Origin of the sequence: Pseudomonas sp. SWRI179 (genome assembly GCF_014268705.1) — a bacterium.
In the GTDB taxonomy this organism is placed as follows: Bacteria; Pseudomonadota; Gammaproteobacteria; order Pseudomonadales; family Pseudomonadaceae; genus Aquipseudomonas; species Aquipseudomonas zanjanensis.
The window spans coordinates 45540-65826 of sequence record NZ_JABWRA010000019.1 but is presented as its reverse complement, the minus strand read 5'-3'; the positions used below and the strand labels follow the sequence as shown (position 1 = coordinate 65826).

21 protein-coding genes and 1 pseudogene are annotated in these 20287 nt (G+C 62.9%); 17 read left to right on the top strand and 5 right to left on the bottom strand.

Going from position 1 to position 20287, the window contains the following annotated elements:
- The first annotated feature begins 22 nt into the window (after positions 1-22).
- From HU767_RS13145 to ada, 4 genes are all read left to right on the top strand, one after another.
- Positions 23-193, top strand: a complete 171-nt coding sequence (locus HU767_RS13145; RefSeq protein ID WP_186709303.1) for a hypothetical protein — start codon at positions 23-25, stop codon at positions 191-193.
- Between the two features lie 277 nt (positions 194-470).
- Positions 471-1190 carry a 2OG-Fe(II) oxygenase gene (locus tag HU767_RS13140; RefSeq protein WP_186729704.1) on the top strand — a complete coding sequence of 240 codons (720 nt, stop codon included), beginning with the start codon at positions 471-473 and terminating at the stop codon, positions 1188-1190.
- Positions 1177-1857 carry a DNA oxidative demethylase AlkB gene (alkB, locus tag HU767_RS13135; RefSeq protein WP_186729703.1) on the top strand — a complete coding sequence of 227 codons (681 nt, stop codon included), beginning with the start codon at positions 1177-1179 and terminating at the stop codon, positions 1855-1857. The genes HU767_RS13140 and alkB overlap by 14 nt, the downstream gene beginning before the upstream one ends.
- An 87-nt stretch (positions 1858-1944) precedes the next feature.
- The gene (gene ada / locus HU767_RS13130) at positions 1945-3018 is read left to right on the top strand and encodes a bifunctional DNA-binding transcriptional regulator/O6-methylguanine-DNA methyltransferase Ada (RefSeq protein ID WP_186729702.1); all 1074 of its coding nucleotides are present in this window, start codon (positions 1945-1947) and stop codon (positions 3016-3018) included.
- Here the strand turns inward: ada and HU767_RS13125 are convergent.
- Positions 2982-3470 carry a GyrI-like domain-containing protein gene (locus HU767_RS13125; protein WP_186709297.1) on the bottom strand — a complete coding sequence of 163 codons (489 nt, stop codon included), beginning with the start codon at positions 3468-3470 and terminating at the stop codon, positions 2982-2984. The genes ada and HU767_RS13125 overlap by 37 nt on opposite strands.
- 149 nt (positions 3471-3619) lie before the next feature.
- Between HU767_RS13125 and HU767_RS13120 the strand changes: the two genes are divergently transcribed.
- The 8 genes and pseudogenes from HU767_RS13120 to HU767_RS13085 all read left to right on the top strand — a co-directional run bounded on the left by HU767_RS13120 (position 3620) and on the right by HU767_RS13085 (position 10201).
- Positions 3620-4693, top strand: coding sequence for a nitronate monooxygenase family protein (locus HU767_RS13120; protein WP_186729701.1), 1074 nt, complete (start codon positions 3620-3622; stop codon positions 4691-4693).
- A gap of 396 nt (positions 4694-5089) precedes the next feature.
- Positions 5090-5800, top strand: coding sequence for a molybdate ABC transporter substrate-binding protein (gene modA / locus HU767_RS13115; protein WP_238349465.1), 711 nt, complete (start codon positions 5090-5092; stop codon positions 5798-5800).
- The gene (gene modB, locus HU767_RS13110) at positions 5801-6481 is read left to right on the top strand and encodes a molybdate ABC transporter permease subunit (protein ID WP_186729699.1); all 681 of its coding nucleotides are present in this window, start codon (positions 5801-5803) and stop codon (positions 6479-6481) included.
- Positions 6482-6484: 3 nt separating this feature from the next.
- Complete coding sequence (gene modC, locus HU767_RS13105; RefSeq protein WP_186709289.1) at positions 6485-7564, top strand: molybdenum ABC transporter ATP-binding protein; 1080 nt, start codon at positions 6485-6487, stop codon at positions 7562-7564.
- Between the two features lie 206 nt (positions 7565-7770).
- Positions 7771-8826 (top strand): DNA topoisomerase IB, encoded by a 1056-nt coding sequence (locus HU767_RS13100; RefSeq protein ID WP_186709287.1) that lies wholly within the window; start codon positions 7771-7773, stop codon positions 8824-8826.
- Positions 8827-8944: 118 nt separating this feature from the next.
- Complete coding sequence (locus HU767_RS13095) at positions 8945-9508, top strand: ATP-dependent Clp protease proteolytic subunit (protein ID WP_186709285.1); 564 nt, start codon at positions 8945-8947, stop codon at positions 9506-9508.
- A gap of 240 nt (positions 9509-9748) precedes the next feature.
- Positions 9749-9910, top strand: a pseudogene (locus HU767_RS13090) (general stress protein); the annotation flags it as partial.
- A gap of 63 nt (positions 9911-9973) precedes the next feature.
- On the top strand, positions 9974-10201 hold the full coding sequence (locus HU767_RS13085) for a hypothetical protein (RefSeq protein WP_186709283.1): 228 nt from the start codon (positions 9974-9976) through the stop codon (positions 10199-10201).
- 202 nt (positions 10202-10403) lie between these two features.
- Here HU767_RS13085 and HU767_RS13080 read toward each other — a convergent pair whose 3' ends face one another.
- Together HU767_RS13080 and HU767_RS13075 are read right to left on the bottom strand one after the other, a co-directional pair.
- Positions 10404-11159 (bottom strand): OBAP family protein, encoded by a 756-nt coding sequence (locus HU767_RS13080; RefSeq protein ID WP_186729698.1) that lies wholly within the window; start codon positions 11157-11159, stop codon positions 10404-10406.
- 106 nt (positions 11160-11265) lie between these two features.
- Complete coding sequence (locus HU767_RS13075; RefSeq protein WP_186729697.1) at positions 11266-11799, bottom strand: DUF3087 family protein; 534 nt, start codon at positions 11797-11799, stop codon at positions 11266-11268.
- A gap of 217 nt (positions 11800-12016) precedes the next feature.
- On the opposite strand from HU767_RS13075, the gene ppnN reads away from it, so the two are divergent.
- Complete coding sequence (gene ppnN, locus HU767_RS13070) at positions 12017-13390, top strand: nucleotide 5'-monophosphate nucleosidase PpnN (RefSeq protein ID WP_053122984.1); 1374 nt, start codon at positions 12017-12019, stop codon at positions 13388-13390.
- Positions 13391-13551: 161 nt separating this feature from the next.
- Here ppnN and HU767_RS13065 read toward each other — a convergent pair whose 3' ends face one another.
- Both HU767_RS13065 and HU767_RS13060 read right to left on the bottom strand, forming a co-directional pair.
- Entirely contained in the window at positions 13552-14220 is a 669-nt protein-coding gene (locus tag HU767_RS13065; protein ID WP_186709278.1) for an HAD family hydrolase, read from the bottom strand.
- A 182-nt stretch (positions 14221-14402) separates the two neighbouring features.
- Positions 14403-15749 (bottom strand): MATE family efflux transporter, encoded by a 1347-nt coding sequence (locus HU767_RS13060; protein WP_186729696.1) that lies wholly within the window; start codon positions 15747-15749, stop codon positions 14403-14405.
- Between the two features lie 488 nt (positions 15750-16237).
- Here HU767_RS13060 and HU767_RS13055 point away from each other — a divergent pair, with 488 nt between their 5' ends.
- The 4 genes from HU767_RS13055 to HU767_RS13040 are packed head-to-tail and all read left to right on the top strand — an operon-like array spanning position 16238 to position 20267.
- A complete protein-coding gene (locus HU767_RS13055; protein WP_186729695.1) occupies positions 16238-17455 on the top strand; it encodes a methyl-accepting chemotaxis protein in 1218 nt (405 codons plus the stop codon).
- Positions 17456-17466: 11 nt separating this feature from the next.
- Positions 17467-17835, top strand: a complete 369-nt coding sequence (locus tag HU767_RS13050) for a response regulator (RefSeq protein WP_186709275.1) — start codon at positions 17467-17469, stop codon at positions 17833-17835.
- Between the two features lie 15 nt (positions 17836-17850).
- The gene (locus HU767_RS13045) at positions 17851-18135 is read left to right on the top strand and encodes an STAS domain-containing protein (RefSeq protein WP_186729694.1); all 285 of its coding nucleotides are present in this window, start codon (positions 17851-17853) and stop codon (positions 18133-18135) included.
- A gap of 29 nt (positions 18136-18164) precedes the next feature.
- Positions 18165-20267, top strand: a complete 2103-nt coding sequence (locus HU767_RS13040; protein WP_186729693.1) for a chemotaxis protein CheW — start codon at positions 18165-18167, stop codon at positions 20265-20267.
- Positions 20268-20287 lie beyond the last annotated feature (20 nt).

The following is a 20287-nucleotide window of genomic DNA, read 5'->3' as shown; positions in this document are numbered from 1 at the left end:
CCCTTTCAAGAAAGGCAAAACCGTGGCCCAGACGACCAAATACGTCATCAAGTACAAGCTCAACGACGAGCGCCGCTTCGAATTCGCGCAACTGGAAACCGGCACCGAGGAAGAAGCCCGGGCCGCATTGCAAAAACTGCACGGCGAGACCGGCGATGTGATCAGCGAGGTCAAGGTCAGCAAGGCGCTGTAATGGCTCATCCTGATTGATTTTTGTAGCCACTGGGTCGGCACGATGCTTTTGTGGCGAGGGAGCTCGCTCCCGCTCGGCTGCGCAGCAGTCGCAAAACCTGCTGGCGCGGTCTGCCTGCAAGAACACATCAGTCATTTTGGGTCGGCTTCGCCGCCCAGCGGGAGCAAGCTCCCTCGCCACAAGAGCATTGTGCTCAATGGTGCACCGCAAGAATCGGAGTGCCCGGCATCGCCGCACTGCGCAGACTGAACAGTCCTTTCCAACAAGGATTGCCATCGTGCCCCCTACGTCTTCCCTGCCCCAGCACCTCACCAACCTTGACTGGCCCACCCTGGAGCAAAGTCTCGACCAGGACGGCTGTGCAGTCATTCGCAACCTGCTGCCGCCATCGCAATGCCGGCAACTGGCTGGTCTGTACGCAGAACCCAGCCTTTTTCGTTCACGGGTGATCATGGCCCGCCATGGATTCGGGCGCGGCGAGTATCAGTATTTTCGCTATCCGCTACCGGACCTCATCCAACAGCTGCGTCAGTCGCTGTACCCCATGCTGGTGCCGCTGGCGAACCGCTGGAATGAATGCATGGGCCTGGACGTGCGCTACCCCCACAAACACGTCGACTTCATCCAGCGCTGTCACGATGCCGGACAATCGCGCCCCACACCGTTGTTGCTGCAATATGGCCCCCAGGACTACAACTGCCTGCACCAGGATCTGTACGGCGAACAGGTGTTCCCCTTGCAGGTCGCGATCCTGCTGTCGGAACCGGGCCAGGACTTTACCGGTGGCGAGTTTGTCCTCACCGAACAACGCCCGCGCATGCAGTCGCGGCCCCTGGTCATGGATCTGAAACAGGGCGATGCGCTGGTATTTGCCGTGCACCAGCGGCCGGTCAAAGGCGTTCGCGGTTATTATCGGGTGAACATGCGCCATGGCGTCAGCTGCGTGCGCAGCGGCAGACGGCACACCTTGGGAATCATTTTTCATGATGCGCAATAACGACACACCGGTCACCTTGGACCTGTTCGCCGAGCAGGCGCCCACCACGCCCGGCCAGGTCGAACAAATCGGCCAGCAAACGTTCGTGCTGCGCGGGTTCGCCCTGCCCTGGCTCGAGCGTTTGCTGCCGGCGCTGGAGAGCGTCTTGCAAGCTGCGCCGTTCCGGCAGATGGTCACGCCCGGCGGCTTTACCATGTCGGTGGCCTTGAGCAGTTGCGGCGCGCTGGGCTGGACCACCGACCGCAGCGGCTATCGCTACACCGCCCATGACCCGCAGACCGGCCGCCCCTGGCCCGACATGCCGACGGTGTTTCGCGAACTGGCCCAGGCCGCCGCCCGCCAGGCGGGGTTCGAGGCATTCGAGCCCGACGCCTGCCTGATCAACCGCTATGTGCCCGGCGCGCGAATGTCGCTGCATCAGGACAAGAACGAGCGCTCCCTCGACGCCCCCATCGTCTCGATGTCCCTGGGCTTGCCGGCGGTGTTCCAGTTCGGCGGCTTCGCGCGCAGCGACAAGAGCCTGCGCATCCCGCTGTTCCATGGCGACATCGTGGTCTGGGGCGGCGTGGACCGCTTGCGTTACCACGGCGTGCTGCCGCTCAAGGAAGGACGGCACCCGCGCCTGGGCGCCCAGCGGATCAACCTGACGTTTCGCACCGCCGGGTGAAGGTGCAGAATTCAACCGCAAGACCCGGAGTGTCGCCCTCTCGCAGGCTGGCTAATGTAGCCAAAACGGGCCAATGGAATAACGACCATGAACAGCACTTCAAACAATCTCGCCCCTGAACAGGATCCCCGCTGGGCCGCCGTGCTCGCCCGCGATCCGCGCGCCGACGGAACATTTGTCTATGGCGTGAAAACCACCGGCATCTACTGCCACCCCAGCAGCCTGTCGCGCCTGCCCAACCCGCGCAACGTCGAATTCTTCGACACGCCGGAACAGGCCCAGGCCGCCGGCTACCGGCCCAGCAAGCGCGTGGCCCGGGACCAGACCCAGGTCGCCGCCCAACAAGCGGCCCGGGTCGCGGCGGCCTGCCGGCAGATCGAGGCGGCCGAGGCGCTGCCCGGCCTGAATGAACTGGCAGACAGCGCCGGCTTGAGTCCCTTTCATTTCCATCGGGTCTTCAAGGCCGTCACCGGCCTGACGCCCAAGGGCTACGCCGCCGCCCACCGCTCACGCAAGGTCCGCGAACGCCTGGCCGATGGCGGCACCATCACCGAGGCGCTGTACGACGCCGGTTTCAATTCCAACAGCCGTTTCTATGAGGCCGCCGACAAGGTGTTGGGCATGAAGCCCGCCGACTACCGCGCCGCCGGGCAGAACACCGACATCCGTTTCGCCGTCGGCCAGTGCTCCCTCGGGGCGATCCTGGTGGCGCAAAGCGAGCGTGGCGTGTGCGCGATCCTACTGGGCGATGATCCAGATGCGCTGGTGCGGGACCTGCAGGACAAATTCCGCCGGGCCAACCTCATCGGTGCCGACCGGGAGTTCGAGCAGTTGATCGCCCAAGTGGTGGGCTTCATCGAAGCTCCCGCCTTGGGCCTGGACCTGCCCTTGGACCTGCGCGGCACCGCCTTCCAGGAGCGAGTCTGGCAAGCGTTGCGGGACATCCCCGCCGGCAGCACCGCCAGCTACGCCGAGATCGCCCAGCGCATCGGCATGCCCAAGGCCGTGCGCGCCGTGGCCCAAGCCTGTGGCGCCAACAGCCTGGCAGTGGCGATCCCTTGCCACCGGGTGGTGCGCAGCGACGGCAACCTGTCGGGCTATCGCTGGGGCGTGGAGCGCAAGCGTCAGTTGCTGGCGCTGGAACGCTCGTCCGGGGATTGAATGCCGATGTAGATCGCCACCGATTCGGGGCCACTGTAGACCTCGAAATCGGTGGTGAAACGGCGCAGCGTCTGGGGGTTATCGGCGAAGTACGCCCAGATCAAGCCCCAGGTCTGGATCACGCAATCGGGCATCGGCCCCTTGGCCGAAAACACCAGGTAATCCCCGCCCTCGATGTCCACGGCGGGGTAGCCTGCGCTGGTCGCATCCACCTGCACCCCGGCCGTTACGTCGAAGTGGCCGGTGGCGTCGGACTCGTAATGGGAATAGACACCGTAGACGAACGACTCCGACTGCCGGGCCGGAATCGTGTCGAACAACCCTTCGGTGAAGAATCGTTGCCACATCGGGCCGATCCTCGCCGTGTCGGGATGCTGCTCGTCGGCGTTGCGGGTGCGCACCTGCAAACCGGCCACGGTGAAGGGTTCGACAGTCTTGAGTTTCACATCCATGGGTCAGGCTCCTTGATGTATGAAGCCCGCATGGTAACCCTCACGGCGTCGGGATCAAGCGGCAAGCACTCGATTGAAAAACTCGACTGGCCGTCGCCGGCCCACACCTGTTAAAAACGCTGTTTCCTTCTGCCGTCGGAGACCCGTACATGAGCCAGTGGCCAGACACTCGCATTCTTGACTTGCTCGGTATCGAGCTGCCCATCATCCAGGGGCCGTTGGCCGGGGTGACCGGGCCGGCCATGGTGGTCGCGACCTGCAATGCCGGCGGGTTGGGTTCGATGCCAGCGGCGATGCTCGATGTCGAACAACTGCGCCAGGCGCTGACGACCATCCGCGAGCAGACCGACAAGCCGTTCAATGTGAATTTCTTCTCTCACCAGCCACCGGCCTTCGACGAACAACGGGCCGAGGCCTGGAAGCAACGGCTCAAGCCCTACTACGAGGAACTGGGCGTCGACTTCGACGCACCGACGCCGGTGTCCAACCGCACGCCTTTCGATGATGCAGCCTGCCGGGTGCTGGAGGAGATCCGTCCCAAAGTGGTGAGTTTCCACTTCGGTCTGCCGGAAAAATCCCTGCTGGACCGGGTCAAGGCCACCGGGGCGAAGATCCTTTCTTCGGCCACCACCGTCGAGGAAGCCATCTGGCTTGAACAGCACGGTTGCGACGCGATCATTGCCATGGGTTATGAAGCCGGGGGGCATCGCGGAATGTTCCTCAGCGACGACCTCAACACCCAGGTCGGGCTGTTTGCCTTGTTGCCGCAGGTGGTGGATGCGGTGAAGGTGCCGGTGATCGCCACCGGTGGCATTGGCGATGCGCGGGGAATTGTCGCGGCGTTCGCCCTCGGTGCCTCGGCGGTGCAATTGGGCAGCGCCTATCTGTTCACGCCCGAGGCGAAGATCAGCGCGTCCCATCACCGGGCGTTGCGCACGGCCAAGGAAAGCCAGACCGCGGTCACCAACCTGTTCACCGGCCGTCCGGCCCGGGGCATCGTCAACCGGGTGATGCGCGAAGTGGGCCCGATGAGTCCGCTGGCCCCAGCGTTCCCCCTGGCCGGCGGCGCGTTGATGCCGCTGCGGGCCAAGGGCGAAGCGGACTTCAGCAACCTCTGGGCCGGCCAGGCCTTCCCTCTGGGCCGCGAGTTGCCGGCGGCCGAGTTGACGCGGCGGTTGGCTGAAGAGACGCAGGCTCAGCTCAATCGGTTTGGTCGGTCCTGATGGCCGTCATCGCCCGTTAGAACGCCATCGCGAGCAGGCTCGCTCCCACAGGGGACTGCTGGCAACCACGACATTGGGTGACGCCACTGTACCTGTGGGAGCGGGCTTGCTCGCGAAAGCGGTGGGTCAGTTAGCAACGGAGTTGAATGTGCCGCCGTCTTCGCGAGCAAGCCCGCTCCCACAGAGTTCTGGGGTGGACAAAAATCCGGCTCTCACCCCAGGCCTCGTGTGGGAGCGAGCCTGCTCGCGATGGGGCCAGCCCTTGCCCCCACTACCCCAGGCAAAATGCCGCGTTCCGTTTGTCGGTCATTCGCTATATATTCCGGTATACAGCGAATCTGCCCCGGAGCCTCACCCATGCGCCTCACCCACTTCGCGCCGTTACTGTTCCCGTTCATGACGATTGGTGCCGTCCACGCCGCCGAGGTGCAGGTGGCGGTCGCTGCCAATTTCACCGCGCCGATCCAGGCCATCGCCGCCGATTTCGAAAAAGACACCGGGCATAAACTGGTAGCAGCGTACGGCGCCACCGGGCAGTTCTACACGCAGATCAAGAACGGCGCGCCGTTCGAAGTGTTCCTCGCCGCCGATGACACCACCCCGGCCAGGCTCGAAAGCGAAGGCGACACCGTCAAGGGCTCGCGTTTCACCTACGCTGTCGGCACCCTGGCGCTGTGGTCGGCCAAGGCCGGTTATGTCGACAACAAGGGCCAAGTCCTCCAGCACGCCGATTTCCAACACCTGTCCATCGCCAACCCGAAAACCGCGCCCTATGGCCTGGCCGCGACCCAGGTGCTGGACAAGCTCGGCTTGAACGCCCAGGTCAAAGGCAAACTGGTCGAAGGCCAGAACATCACCCAGGCCTATCAGTTCGTCTCCACCGGTAACGCTGAACTGGGCTTCGTCGCCTTGTCCCAGGTGTACAAGGACGGCAAAGTCACGAGCGGTTCGGCATGGATCGTCCCTGCCGACCTGCACGACCCGATCAAACAGGACGCGGTGATCCTCGACAAAGGCCGGGACAACCCCGCCGCCGCCGCCCTGGTGGATTACCTTAAAGGTCCAAAAGCCGCCGCCATCATCCAGACCTACGGTTACCAACGCTAAATGCCCCTGACCAGCGCCGATTACGCCGCCATCTGGCTGACCCTGAAACTGGCGTCCCTGACCACGGTGATCCTGCTGCTCATCGGCACGCCCATCGCCTTGTGGCTGTCGCGCACCCGCTCCTGGCTGCGCGGGCCGGTGGGTGCGGTGGTGGCGTTGCCATTGGTGCTGCCGCCCACGGTGATCGGCTTCTATTTATTGCTGGCGTTGGGGCCGAACGGCTGGATCGGCCAGTTCACCCAAGCCCTCGGGTTGGGCACCCTCACCTTCAGTTTTACCGGGTTGGTGATCGGCTCGGTGATCTATTCCATGCCGTTCGTGGTGCAGCCGTTGCAGAACGCCTTCGCCGCCATCGGCAGTCGCCCCCTGGAAGTCGCCGCCACCCTGCGGGCCGGGCCCTGGGACACGTTTTTCAGCGTGATCCTGCCCCTGGCCCGCCCCGGTTTCATCACCGCGGCGATCCTCGGTTTCGCCCACACCGTTGGCGAATTCGGCGTGGTGCTGATGATCGGCGGCAACATCCCGGAGAAAACCCGGGTGGTGTCGGTGCAGATCTATGACCATGTCGAAGCCCTGGAGTATGCCCAGGCCCACTGGCTGGCGGCGGCGATGCTGGTGTTTTCATTCCTCGTGCTGCTGGCGCTGTACTCCAGCCGCCGAGCCCGCGCTGGCTGGAGCTGATCGATGATTCACGCGCGTTTGCAGCTCGACCATGGGGCGTTTTCCCTGGACCTGGATGTGCAACTGCCGGGCCGTGGCGTGACAGCCTTGTATGGGCCTTCCGGCTCCGGCAAGACCACCTGCCTGCGCTGCATTGCCGGGTTGGAACGGCCGGCCCAGGGGTTTATCGAGGTCAACGGCCAGGTGTGGCAGGACACTGAGCACGGTGTGTTCGTGCCGCCCCACAAGCGTCCCGTGGGGTACGTGTTCCAAGAGGCGAGCCTGTTTGCCCATCTGTCGGTGCGGGCCAACCTGGCATTCGGCCTCAAGCGCATTGCACCGGCACAACGGCGGGTGGACATGGACCAGGCCACCGACCTGCTGGGCATCGGGCACTTGCTCGATCGGCAGCCGCACAACCTCTCCGGCGGCGAACGCCAACGGGTGGGCATCGCCCGCGCCTTGCTCACCAGCCCGCGACTGTTGCTGATGGATGAGCCGCTGGCGGCCCTCGACACCCGACGTAAAAACGAGATCCTGCCTTATCTGCAACGGCTCCACGATGAGCTGGACATCCCGGTGCTGTACGTCAGCCATTCCCAGGACGAAGTGGCGCGCCTGGCCGATCACATCGTGCTGCTCGACGCTGGTCGCGCCCAGGCCAGCGGCCCCATCGGGGAAACCCTGGCCCGGCTCGACCTGCCATTGGCCTTGGGGGATGACGCCGGGGTGGTGATCGAAGGCAAGGTCAGCGGCTATGACCCGGCGTATCAATTGCTGACCTTGAACCTGCCCGACAGCCAACTGAACGTTCGCGTGGCCCATACTTCATTGGCCCTCGGCCAATCGCTGCGCTTCAAGGTCCAGGCCCGGGATGTCAGCCTCAGCCTGGCGAACGATGCCCAGACCAGCATTCTCAACCGCCTGCCGGTCACCGTGATCAGCGAACAGGCCGCCGACAACGCCGCCCATGTGCTGATCCGCCTGGAAGCGGCCGGCACCCCGCTGCTGGCGCGCATTACTCGCTACTCCCGCGACCAGTTGAAGCTGCACCCGGGGCAGGTGTTGTGGGCGCAGATCAAGGCGGTGGCGGTGTTGGCTTAGGGTATCGAGCCACACCACTCTATTGTGGGAGCGGGCTTGCTCGCGAAGGCGACGGCACATTCAATACTTTTGCTGGCTGACCCACCGCTTTCGCGAGCAAGCCCGCTCCCACAGGTTTGGGGGGACCTCAAAATCTTGGCACGACCGCAACGGGCTGCGGTCAATGAATTCACAGGCCACCGGATTCGTTGCCAAGGACTTCTTTCATGCCCGACACCCTGCCGCCGGATGCACTGCCGGCCGACCTGCATTATGTCGATGACACGGCCCCGGGCATCACCCGCAAGAAGCTCCGGGGCAAATTCTGTTATTTCGACCCGCAGGGCCAACGCATCACCGACGCCGCCGAGATCCAGCGCATCAACGCCCTGGCGGTGCCGCCGGCCTACACCGATGTCTGGATTTGCACCGACCCCCGTGGTCATCTCCAGGCCACCGGGCGCGATGCCCGCGGGCGCAAGCAATATCGCTACCATGCGCGCTGGCGTGAGGTGCGCGACGCGGACAAGTATTCGCGGATGCTGGAGTTCGGACGCGCCCTGCCACGCTTGCGCAAACGCCTGGAAGAAATCCTCGCCACGCCCGGCTTCAGCCGGGACAAAGTGCTGGCCACGGTCATCACCCTGCTGGACGTGACCCTGATTCGCGTCGGCAACCCCCAATACGCTCGCGCCAATCGCTCCTACGGCCTGACCACCCTGCGCAACAAACATGTCGAGGTCAACGGCAGCGCCATCGCCTTCCAGTTCCGTGGCAAGAGCGGCGTCGAGCACCAGATCACCGTGAAGGACCGGCGCCTGGCGCGGATCATCAAGCGCTGCCAGGAGATCCCCGGGCAGAACCTGTTCCAGTACCTGGACGAACATGGCGAGCGCCACTCCATCAGCTCCTCGGACATCAACGCCTACCTCAAGACGCTGACCGGCGCCGATTTCACCGCCAAGGACTACCGCACCTGGGCCGGCAGCGCAGCGGCGCTGGCCGGGCTGCGGGCGCTGCGTTGGGAAACCGAGACCGAAGCCAAGAAACACGTCACCGAGATGGTCAGGCAGGTCTCCCGACAGCTGGGCAACACGCCGACCGTCTGTCGTAAATGCTACATCCACCCCGCAGTGGTGGAAGGTTTCCTGCTCGGCGCCCTGAAGGCCTTGCCCAAACCCCGGGCCCGCAAAGGCCTCAGCGAAGAAGAAGCCGGACTGGCGCTATTCTTGAAGCGTATGACCCAAGCGGCCGAGGCCTGCGAACAGGCGCAATCGGGTTAACGCAATGGACCCGCGGCGAGTCAAGGCGGCGGAACATCGGCAGACCACCGGACTCCCAACTGTAGGGCACGACCACTGCGCAGGTATTCAAAAAGGGTGAAATCGACAGGAGTTTCAGATGTCCGAACACATCGTCCATTTTCATTGCCAGATCGACCAGGGAACCACGGAACGCTTTCGCGACAACTGCCTGGAGGCCATCGAGCAAGGCGCCGACTCACTGATGCTCAACCTCTCCACCGTCGGCGGCAGCACCAACTTCGGTTTTACGCTGTATACCTTCATCAAGTCCCTCCCGGTGCCGGTGCGTGCAGTCAATGCTGGCAATATCGAGTCGATGGGCATCGTCATGTTCCTGGCCGCCAGCGACCGCACCACCACTCCGCATTCGCGCTTCCTGATTCATCCGATGAACTGGTATTTCGGCCAGAAATCCGTGGACCACTCACGCTTGCGCGAGTACCTGTCCAGCCTGGACAACGATGTGGCGCGGTACGTGGAGATCTACGTCAAGGAAACCGCCGGCGCGGCGACCCAATTGGATATCTTCAAGTGCCTGTGCGCCGAGGAACGGGTGATTCCGGCCGAGAATTCCCTGGCCTTTGGCATCGCCCACCGGGTCGAACAAGTGGTGTTCCCTGCGCAAGCCAAGCATTGGAAAGTCAGTGGTGGTGAAGATTAAACAATGGCATTAACAAATAACATGTTCGTTGGATTTTCAATTAAAAGCGGCAATCTTGTACAACTTCCAAGCGAAGCGGCTGTATAACTTTTTCCCTGTGTTTATCAAGCTGATTACCGTTCGTCGCCAACGAAACGTTTTCTTTAAACTTCCCTCGGGAATTTTCTTTCACAGTTAGGCGAGGCAGTTTTTGCTCGCTTAACCAAAATGAGGATTCTCAAAATGGCTAACACCGGAAACAAGAACCCAGGTAATTTCGCAAATGACCGTGAGAAAGCTTCGGAAGCCGGCAAGAAAGGCGGACACGCTTCGGGCGGCAATTTTGCAAATGACCGGGAAAAAGCCTCTGAAGCCGGCCGCAAAGGTGGCGAACGCAGCCATGGCGGCGGCAGGAAATCGTAACCTGGAAAACCGTCGGGGCGCAGTACTGCTGCGCCCTGGCGCTTAACCGCAGCGAGGCCGCCCATGAGCAACCAGGATCGATTCATCATCAGTTTCATCAGCAACAACCAACCTGACAATCGTGTGGTGCAGGCGAGCACCGAGACATTGAGTGCCGACGAAGCCGAAGCACTCTTGAGGGCGACGTTCAGTGAACTCAAGGATGTTGAACTCAGCGATGTCCAAGTTCAGAAAAAAACCCGGCCCAACGAAGAAGAACATGGTGTGCCGGGGCATTTCAAACAGCCGTAGTTCAAACTATTCCGAAACGCACTTACTCCCTTTATTACTCCGAATACCCTGTGGCGAGGGAGCTTGCTCCCGCTGGGCTGCAAAGCAGCCCCCCTCTATTGCTCAACTCGGTCAGTGATATGCCTGAGGGTTAATGGGACTGCTGCGCAGCCCAGCGGGAGCAAGCTCCCTCGCCACAAAAAAGCGGAATTTCGACAACCTTTTAATGGGCGTGATCCCCTGTCGGATCCTTGATTTGCCACACCTGCCCTTTCTGCCAGGCGTCCGCACCGGGATCGATCGCCGGCGCTTCAATACCCGCTCGGGCCCGCTTTTTCGCTTCGCTGTCGATGCCCATCCGACCGTCCCGCTCGCGTACCAGCCGTGAGCTGATCTGCCCGTCGGCCGTGAACCCCATCATCAACTGAGGCACTCCGTAAGGCAGTGCGTTGCCCTGTTCGGTATGCCAGGTGTGCCAGGTCTTGCCATAGGTGCCGACCAGGTTTTCCATCAGCCGGGTTTCCGCAGCCTGGGGGATCCCCGGTGCGATCAATTGTCCGGATTTCACCTCATGCACATGGCTGTGCCACAGCTGTTTTTCACTGGCTGGCAACCCTTCGAACAAACGCTTGCTGATGATGTACTCGACGCCCATCAGCTTGGCGCTGGCGGTGTTGCCGTCGAAGATCGCGCACTGAAAGACTTCCTCGTTCAGCGCCGTGCAGTAGTGATGCGCTTCCATTTGCCCGGACATCCGCCCGTTATAGAAATGAAAACCATCGAGGTAGGTGTCCAGGGCCCGCAACGGCGGTTTGTCCTGCATGAGCCGCGCCCCGGTTTCCAGCGTCGCGGTGGTCGGGGTCTTCGCAGCGCCCGGCGCATCGACGGGCGAGCCGCTCGTGCCGCCCGCGCAACCGGTCAATCCCAAAGCCGTCGCCCAAAGCAGTGTCCAGGCGCCATAAACGCTTCGATCAGGCATGTCATCGCTCCTTTTCATGACTGTTCATGAGAAAGACAGTGCCGGGGGCGGGTTTGATTTTCCTGGCGACCTACCGACGAATGGCGCGCATCGGCAACCTCTGCGATCAACCGGCGCTATGGACTTGCTTCACCGTCTCGATCCAGCTCGGGTCCAGGCGCGACTGTTCAGTGTCCAGGCCCAACGCCTGCATCTTCGCCAGATGCGCGTCGGCCTCTCGTGCCAGGGAACCCTGGGCGCTGGAGTTGGCGTCCAGCTGATGCATCTGCGCCAGCCCCAGGTGATAGAAGCGCAGCAGCTTCATGGCGGCGGGGTCCTGGGCCTGCACACCGGCGGTCACCTGGTGCATCACGTTGGTGACTTTCATCAGGCTGCGCTTGAGTTGCCAGCCGTACACCGCGGCGGCCATCCACGGCTGCGACCAGAAATACTGGCGCATCAGCACCGCCATCGCCAACACGGCGACAATCACTCCGCCCAGGTTGAAGCGAAAGTTATCGCCTCCGGGCGTACCCAACAGCATCACGGCCAGGCTGGACAGCAGCATCGCCAGGGCCAGGAACACCACCGCGATGATCAGGGTGCTGCGGCGGGTCTGCCTGCGGTAGGTATCGCCATCCCACGGTTTGATCTCGAACATCGTGGCGCAATTTCCTTGTACGGCATCAAAAGAGTCACGCATTATCGCCTGCCCGGTCGATTTAGCTATGCTGGGGCTCATTTTGTATCGCTACCGACTCGCCGGGCGAGGATCGAAGTCCATGGCGATGGCGCAAGGATCGTGCGATCTTTCGGTGTGGACGTTTTTTTCAAGATGCCGTCGTTGTGTGCATGGCATCGTTTTCAAGGAAAGCTGAATGACTCAAAGACATGTAATCAACGCTTCGGTAAGCCCGAAAGGCAGCCTGGAAACCTTGTCCCAGCGCGAAGTGCAACAACTGAGCGAAGCCGGCTCCGGCAGCATCTACGACCTCTTCCGCCAGTGCGCCCTGGCCATCCTCAATACCGGCGCCCATGTCGATAACGCCAAGACCATCCTGGAAGCCTACAAGGACTTCGAGATCCGCATCCACCAGCAGGACCGGGGCGTGCGCCTGGAGCTGCTGAACGCGCCAGCCGATGCGTTCGTCGACGGTGAAATGATCGCCAGCACCCGCGAGATGCTGTTCAGCGCCTTGCGCGACATCGTCTACACCGAGAACGAGCTGGACAGCCAGCGCATCGACCTCAGCTCGTCCCAGGGCATCAGCGACTACGTGTTCCACCTGCTGCGCAACGCCCGCACCCTGCGCCCGGGTGTCGAGCCGAAAATTGTCGTGTGCTGGGGCGGTCATTCGATCAACACCGAAGAATACAAATACACCAAGAAGGTCGGCCACGAACTGGGCCTGCGCAGCCTGGACATCTGCACCGGCTGCGGCCCGGGCGTGATGAAAGGCCCGATGAAAGGCGCCACCATCGCCCACGCCAAGCAGCGCATCCATGGCGGGCGCTACCTGGGCCTGACGGAGCCGGGCATCATCGCCGCCGAGGCACCGAACCCGATCGTCAACGAGCTGGTGATCCTGCCGGACATCGAGAAACGCCTGGAAGCCTTCGTGCGGGTCGGCCACGGCATCATCATCTTCCCGGGCGGCGCCGGCACGGCGGAAGAGTTCCTCTACCTGCTGGGTATCCTGATGCACCCGGCCAACCAGGACCTGCCCTTCCCAGTGGTGCTCACCGGGCCGAAAAGCGCCGCGCCGTACCTTGACCAGTTGCACGCGTTTGTCGGTGCCACCCTGGGCGAGGCGGCGCAGAAGCACTATCAGATCATCATCGACGACCCGGCCGAAGTGGCCCGGCAGATGACCCAGGGGCTCAAGGAGGTCAAGCAATTCCGCCGCGAGCGCAACGACGCCTTCCACTTCAACTGGCTGCTGAAGATCGACGAGGGCTTCCAGCGCCCGTTCGACCCGACCCACGCCAACATGGCCAGCCTGGGCCTGAGCCGCGACCTGCCGGCCCACGAATTGGCCGCCAACCTGCGCCGGGCGTTTTCGGGAATCGTGGCCGGTAACGTCAAGGACAAGGGCATCCGCCTGATCGAGGAACACGGTCCTTACGAAATCCACGGCGACCCCGCCATCATGGAACCCCTCGACCGCCTGCTCCAGGCCTTCGTCGCCCAGCACCGCATGAAACTGCCGGGCGGCGCGGCGTATGTGCCGTGCTATCGCGTGGTGACCTGACCGGTTCAAAGACCACTGCAGGTCCAAGGTGGGAGCAAAGCTTGCTCGCGATAGCGGCTTAAAGCCAACAGAGGTGTTGTCTGTGATGACGCTATCGCGAGCAAGCTTTGCTCCCACAGGTTTGCCCCCAGGCTCGCATCCATAAAGGGGATCTGCTGAGATTACGAAAGAGGGGTCAGTCGCATCAGCCCGGCTTCATCCACTTCAAGGCCTAGCCCAAGGTAATCCTTGATCTGCGGATGAAGGGTCACCACCGGGTGCGTATGGGTTGCCGTCACCACCAGCACATCCGCCTCGGCGGCCTCGCCTGCCCGGATGCCCGCCTCGGCGTCTTCAAAGACCAGGCATTCCTGGGGCGTCACTTGCAGGCGCTCGGCGGCCAAGCGATAGCAGGCGGGGTTGGGCTTGCCGTCGCTGACGTCTTCGGCCGTGACCATGACCAAAGGACGCGGGATTCCGGCGGCTTCCATGCGGCGCAAGGCCAATGCCATGGGCGCTGAGGTGACGATTGCCCAGCGCTCTGGCGGCAGGCTGTTCAGAAAGGCCTGCGCACCGGGCACCTGGACCACCCCCTCGACATCTTCGATTTCCTCACGGGTAATCTGCTCGGCTTCCGCCTGGGCATCCACCCCTGGCAGGTGCTGTCGGGCAATGGTGTCGATAGCGCGCACGCCATGGATGGTCGGCAGGAACGCCGCCACGTCCACGCCATGGCGCAGGGCCCAGCGTGTCCAGATCCGTTCGGCGGCGGCGATGGAATTGAGCAGCGTGCCGTCCATGTCGAACAGGAAGGCGCGGTAGGCGATGTTGGAGCGCAGAGTGACAGGCATCGGATCCTCAATGATGAAGGGGCGCATGACGGCCACTGTAACATCGCTATGCCCCGAACCTGTGGGAGCGGGCTTGCTCGCGAAGGCGGTGGATCAGTCAATGTTGTTGTTGAATGCAACACCGCATTCGCGAGCAAGCCCGCTCCCACATTTGGATTTGAGTTGTGTCACACAGCAGCGATCTACACCAACCGCTCGATCGGCTGATGCTGCCACACCCGCTTGTAGTACAGCGTCTGCAACAGCAGCATGCTCAGGTAAGCCACCGGGAACGCCATCCACACCCCTTGCAACCCGAAGCGGGCGTCCAACAGATACGCCGCCGGCACTTGCACGGCGACGATGCAGAAGATCGAGATGGCGACCGGCGCCAGCACCGTGCCGCTGGCGCGCATGATCCCGCCAACGATTGCCTGGAAACCGAACAACAGCAAGCTCCAAAGCATGATATGCAACAGGTGTTCGGCCTGGATCCGCGCCGTCGGGTCAGTGATGAACAGCCCCAACAGCCAGTGGGACAACAGATAGCCCAGCAGCACCAGCCCACCGGTGAGCCAGAGGTTGATCGCCAGCCCCGTGCGCAGGATCGGCCCCAGGCGCTCCAGGCGTCCGGCACCGATGGCCTGGGCGCCGAGGATCGAGGCGGTGATGGCAATCGACAGCGCCGGGAACTGCACGTAGTTGACGATCTGCGTCACCGCGCCGTAGGCCGCCGTGGCCTCGGAACCGTGGCGATTGACCAGCGCGAGGATCACCAACTCCGACAGCGAGATCACCACCATCTGCAACCCTGTGGGCAGGCCAATGCGCAGCACTTTGCCGAGGATGTCCTTGTCCAGGCGCATCGCCGCGAACAACGCACGGTCCGGCGCCAGGGCATGCTCGCGACGATTCAGGCGCCACGCCAGCATCAGCATCGCCGACGTCGTCCCCACCAGCCCCGCCCATGCCGCGCTCTGGATGCCCATCTGCGGCAAACCCAGCCAGCCGCGAATCAACGCCGGCGTGAGCAGCAGCCCGACACTGGTGGACACCAGCAGCGCCAACATCGGTGACACCGTATCGCTCACCCCGCGCAGCAGTTGGGTGAACAGCACGAATACCAGCAACATCGGCAAGATCCACAGCATGACCCGGGCGTAGGAAACGGCGTCCTCCAGCACATCGGCCGGCGTGCCGAGCCCCTGCAACGCCTGTCGCGCAAAGACACTGCCAAGCACCGCCGCCGCCAGGCCGATGATCGCCCCCAGCAATAAGGTCGCCCCGGCAATCGCCTTCACCGTGCCGGTTTCGCCGGCGCCGTAGGCCTGCCCGATCAACACCCCGGCCCCCGCGCCGAGGCCGATCACCAACGCGATAAAGAAAAACACGATGGGAAACATGCCCGACACCGCTGCCAACGCCTGGGTCCCCAGCATCTGGCCGATGTAGATGCTGTTGAGCGTGCCGGACATGGACTGCAGGAAGTTGGACAGGACCATGGGAAGCAGGAACAGGAGATAGGTTTTCCAGAGAGGCTGGGTGGGCATGGGGGCTCTGATGGCAGGTTTGAAAATCCGGGTGCCGGTAATTTAGCTCAATCCATACAACTCGTTTCAGAAGATTCGGCGCAGGCTGCTCTTGTGGCTCTTGTGGCTCTTGTGGCTCTTGCGGCTCTTGTGGCGAGGGAGCTTGCTCCCGCTGGGCTGCGCAGCGGCCCCGAAACCTGGACACGCCGTGTATCAGGCTGACCTCGCCTGCCGCTTTTGGGACCGCTTCGCGCTCCAGCGGGAGCAAGCTCCCTCGCCACAAAAGCCCCGCGCACCCGCTATCTCGCCAATGGGGTTCATACCTTCGTCGGGGCCATTCGACATTTCCCAGACAGCGTCTAATCTGAAGGCACAGTGCCACGTACTGGGTAGGCCAATGCCTACGGCAATATCGGAATCGGACAGCCGGTCTTAAAGTCCGAGTAAGGGTCGCAGATAACCAGTTATTCGCAAATAACCTGTCCGCAACACTGTTCAAGGACCGAACCATGACGTCGTATTCTCACGGTCATTCCCTTTCCCGACCACAACCGCGCATCCTCTGGAGTGCCGTGCTGGTGGCCATTGCCGCGAGCGTTGGCGTGCTCGCGCTCAATGGCGCGAGTGCATCGAACATTGGCTTGAGCGTGGCGATCCTGGCCTTGGGCGTGGTTAGTGGCATATGGGGAGCGCGCGTACAACGCCAGCAGTTCGACAGCGCCCTCGCCGCCGCCATGGCCGACCACGACCTGCAAGGCAGCGAGCACCAGGCTCATAAAACCCACGCACAATTCAACGAAGTCATTCTCGGTGCCATGCCGATCTGGGCCAAGCAAGTCGAAAGCTCCCGGCAGCAGACCGAAACCGCGATCGTCTCCCTGACCAGCCGCTTCACCGGCATTTCGTCGCGCCTGGAAGACACCGTGCAAGCCTCGCAACTGGCCGCCGGTGAACTGGCCGGGCAGAGCAGTGGCGGCGCTGTGCAGGTGCTGGCCCAGAGCGAAGGCGAACTGGTCAAGGTCATCGATTCCCTGAAGGCCACCCAGGCCAGCCGCGACGAAACCCTGGCCCAGGTGCGCAACCTGACGGCCTATACCGGCGAGCTGCGGACCATGGCCGCCGACGTCGCGGCGATTGCCGCGCAGACCAACCTGCTGGCCCTCAACGCCGCCATTGAAGCCGCCCGTGCCGGCGAAGCCGGGCGTGGCTTTGCCGTGGTGGCCGACGCCGTGCGCAGCCTGTCGAGCAAGTCCAGCGAGACCGGCCAGCAGATGTCGGCCAAGGTCGACATCATCAACACCGCCATCACCCAACTGGTCCATGCCGCGTCCAGCGGTGCCGACCAGGACAGCCATTCCGTCAGCGCCTCCGAGCAGAGCATCCAGCAAGTGCTGGAGCGCTTCAAGAGTGTCACCGGCCGGCTGGCCGACTCGGCCGACATGCTGCAACGGGAAAGCTTCGGCATTCGCGATGAGCTCACCGAGGTGCTGGTCAGCCTGCAATTCCAGGACCGGGTCAGCCAGATTCTCAGCCACGTGCGCGACAACATCGAGGACCTGCATGTGCATTTGCAGCAGGCCAGTCAGTCGCCCGAACAGGCCGTCTCCATCGACGCCCGCCAATGGCTGGCGCGCATGGAAACCACTTACGCCACCGACGAGCAACGCCGCAATCACCACGGCGACTCGAGCGCGCAACAGACTTCACAGGAAATTACCTTCTTTTAGGAGAGCCGTTCATGGCTAAAAGTGTATTGGTTGTCGACGACTCCGCGAGCGTTCGGCAGGTGGTCGGCATCGCGTTGAAAAGTGCCGGCTACGACGTGATCGAAGCCAGCGATGGCAGGGACGCCCTGGGCAAGCTCAACGGCCAGAAAGTGCACCTGATCATCAGCGACGTGAACATGCCCAACATGGACGGCATCACCTTCGTCAAGGAGGTCAAGAAGCTGGCCAGCTACAAGTTCACGCCGATCATCATGCTCACCACCGAATCCCAGGAATCGAAGAAACAGGAAGGCCAGGCCGCTGGGGCCAAAGCCTGGGTGGTCAAGCCGTTCCAGCCGGCGCAGATGCTGGCGGCGGTCTCCAAGCTGATTCTTCCTTGATGGCCGGAGGCTTAGATGCCGTTGCACTACGAAACAACCGATGACACCGCCCAGGTGCGCATCGACGGCGAGCTGACGATCTACACCGCGGCCGAACTGGCCGCGCAATGGTTGCCGCACCTGGGTGCAACACCGCGGATGGCCCTGGATCTGTCGCAGATCACCGAGATGGACGGCGCCGGCCTGCAACTGCTGTTGATGGTACAGCGCGAGGCCTCCAGGGCCGGGACTCAACTGAGCCTGACCGGCCAAAGCAAGGCCGTCACCGAAACACTTGCCCTGTGCAACCTGGTTGCCTAGGGACGTTGGACACGACAAAGGATATGAGCGTGAGCATCAATCTCGATCAGGCACAACAGACCTTCATCGTCGAGGCACGGGAACAGTTGCAAGCGATGGAAGAGTCGCTGCTGCAACTGGAAACCGACCCCGGTGACGATGACGCCATTGGCGCGATTTTCCGGGCGGCCCACACGATCAAGGGCTCGGCCGGGCTGTTCGGCCTGGAACCGATCGTCAGTTTCACCCACATCGTCGAAGACGTGCTCGATCGCCTGCGCAACGGCAGCGTCGAGGTGGACGCCGGCCTGATCGCGGTGCTGCTCAAGTCCAGCGATCACATGCTGGAACTGATCAACGTGGCCGCCAACCAGGGCGGAACGCTGCCGCCGCCGGCCCTGCAACGGGAAGTGGAGCTGTGCCAGATCCTGCAGGAGTACCAGGCGCCCTCGCCCGCCGCGGCCCCGACACCAGCCCCTGAAACCAACCCCAGCGAACCCGGCGAAACGCGTCTCTGGCACATCTCCCTGCGCTTCGGCCAGGACGTGTTCCGCAACGGCATGGACCCGCTGTCGTTCCTGCGCTACCTGCAAACCCTGGGTGAAATCGTCGACATCGCCACCCTGACCGACGCCCTGCCCGCCGCCGAGGCCTGGGACGCCGAGTCCTGTTACCTGGGCTTCGACATCGCGTTTCGCTCGGCCGCGAGTCACGGCGCGATCAACGAAGTGTTCGACTTCGTCCGGGAAGACTGCGAAATCGACATCGTTGCCATCGATGACGCCGCCGCGCCACAGGGAAACACTGGCCTGGTCACGACCTCGCCGGAGCCGCCCGAGGAAAACACCGCGTTGGTCGCCACCGGCGAGTTGCTCGGCGACCAGCGCAAGACGCCGCGCATGCCCGCCCAGATCGCCCCCGACAAACAACCGGTGACCAGCGACAGCAAGGGCAAGGACGGCACCTACGTGCGGGTCAATGCCGACAAGCTCGACGAGTTGATCAACCTGGTGGGCGAACTGGTCATCGCCAGCGCCGGTGCGAGCCTGCTGGCCCGCACCTGCCACAACGACCCGTTGCAGGAAGCCACTTCGTCAGTCTCCGGGCTGGTGGAAGAAATCCTCGACGGCGCCCTGCGCCTGCGCATGATCCCCATCGGCGAAACCTTCAATCGCTTCCGTCGGGTGGTGCGCGATGTCAGCCAGGAGCTGGGCAAGGACATCGACCTGATCATCAGCGGCGCCGAGACCGAGCTGGACAAGACCGTGGTGGAAAAAATCGGCGACCCACTCATGCACCTGCTGCGCAACGCCATGGACCACGGCATCGAAACCGCCGAGGCCCGCCTGGCCGCCGGCAAACCGGCCAAGGGGCACCTGCACCTCAATGCGTACCACGACTCCGGCAGCATCGTGCTGGAAATCGCCGACGACGGCGCCGGCCTGAACCGCGACCGGATCCTGGAAAAAGCCCAGGAACGTGGCCTGGTGCCCCAGGGTGCCAGCCCCACCGACCAGGAGATCTACAACCTGATTTTCGAACCCGGCTTCTCCACCGCCCAGGCCGTGACCAACCTGTCGGGGCGTGGCGTGGGCATGGACGTGGTCAAGCGCAACATCACCCTGCTGCGCGGCACCGTCGACCTCGACAGCCAGCCCGGCAGGGGCACGGTGGTGCGCATCCGCCTGCCGCTGACCCTGGCGATCATCAATGGATTCCTGGTGGGCATCGGTCAGTCGACCTATGTCATTCCGCTGGACATGGTCCAGGAATGCATCGAACTGAGCGAAGACGATGGGCTCGCCAGCCGCGAACAAGGCTACCTCGACCTGCGCGGCGAGGTGCTGCCCTTGGTCTACCTGCGCGATCACTTCAACCATGAAGGCCCGCCCGCGCGTCGGCAGAACGTGGTGGTGGTGCGCTACGCCGAACTCAAGGCCGGGCTGGTGGTGGATGACTTGCTGGGTGAATTCCAGACCGTGATCAAGCCCCTGGGCAAACTGTTTGGCGCCCTTCGCGGCATCAGTGGCTCGACCATCCTGGGCAGTGGCGCCGTGGCGTTGATTCTCGACGTACCGGCCCTGCTCACGCAGATCGCCCAGACAGAAAACCGTTACAACCCGACTCAATTACAACAAGCCAACGCTCGCTGACGCTTTAGCAATTCCATGGA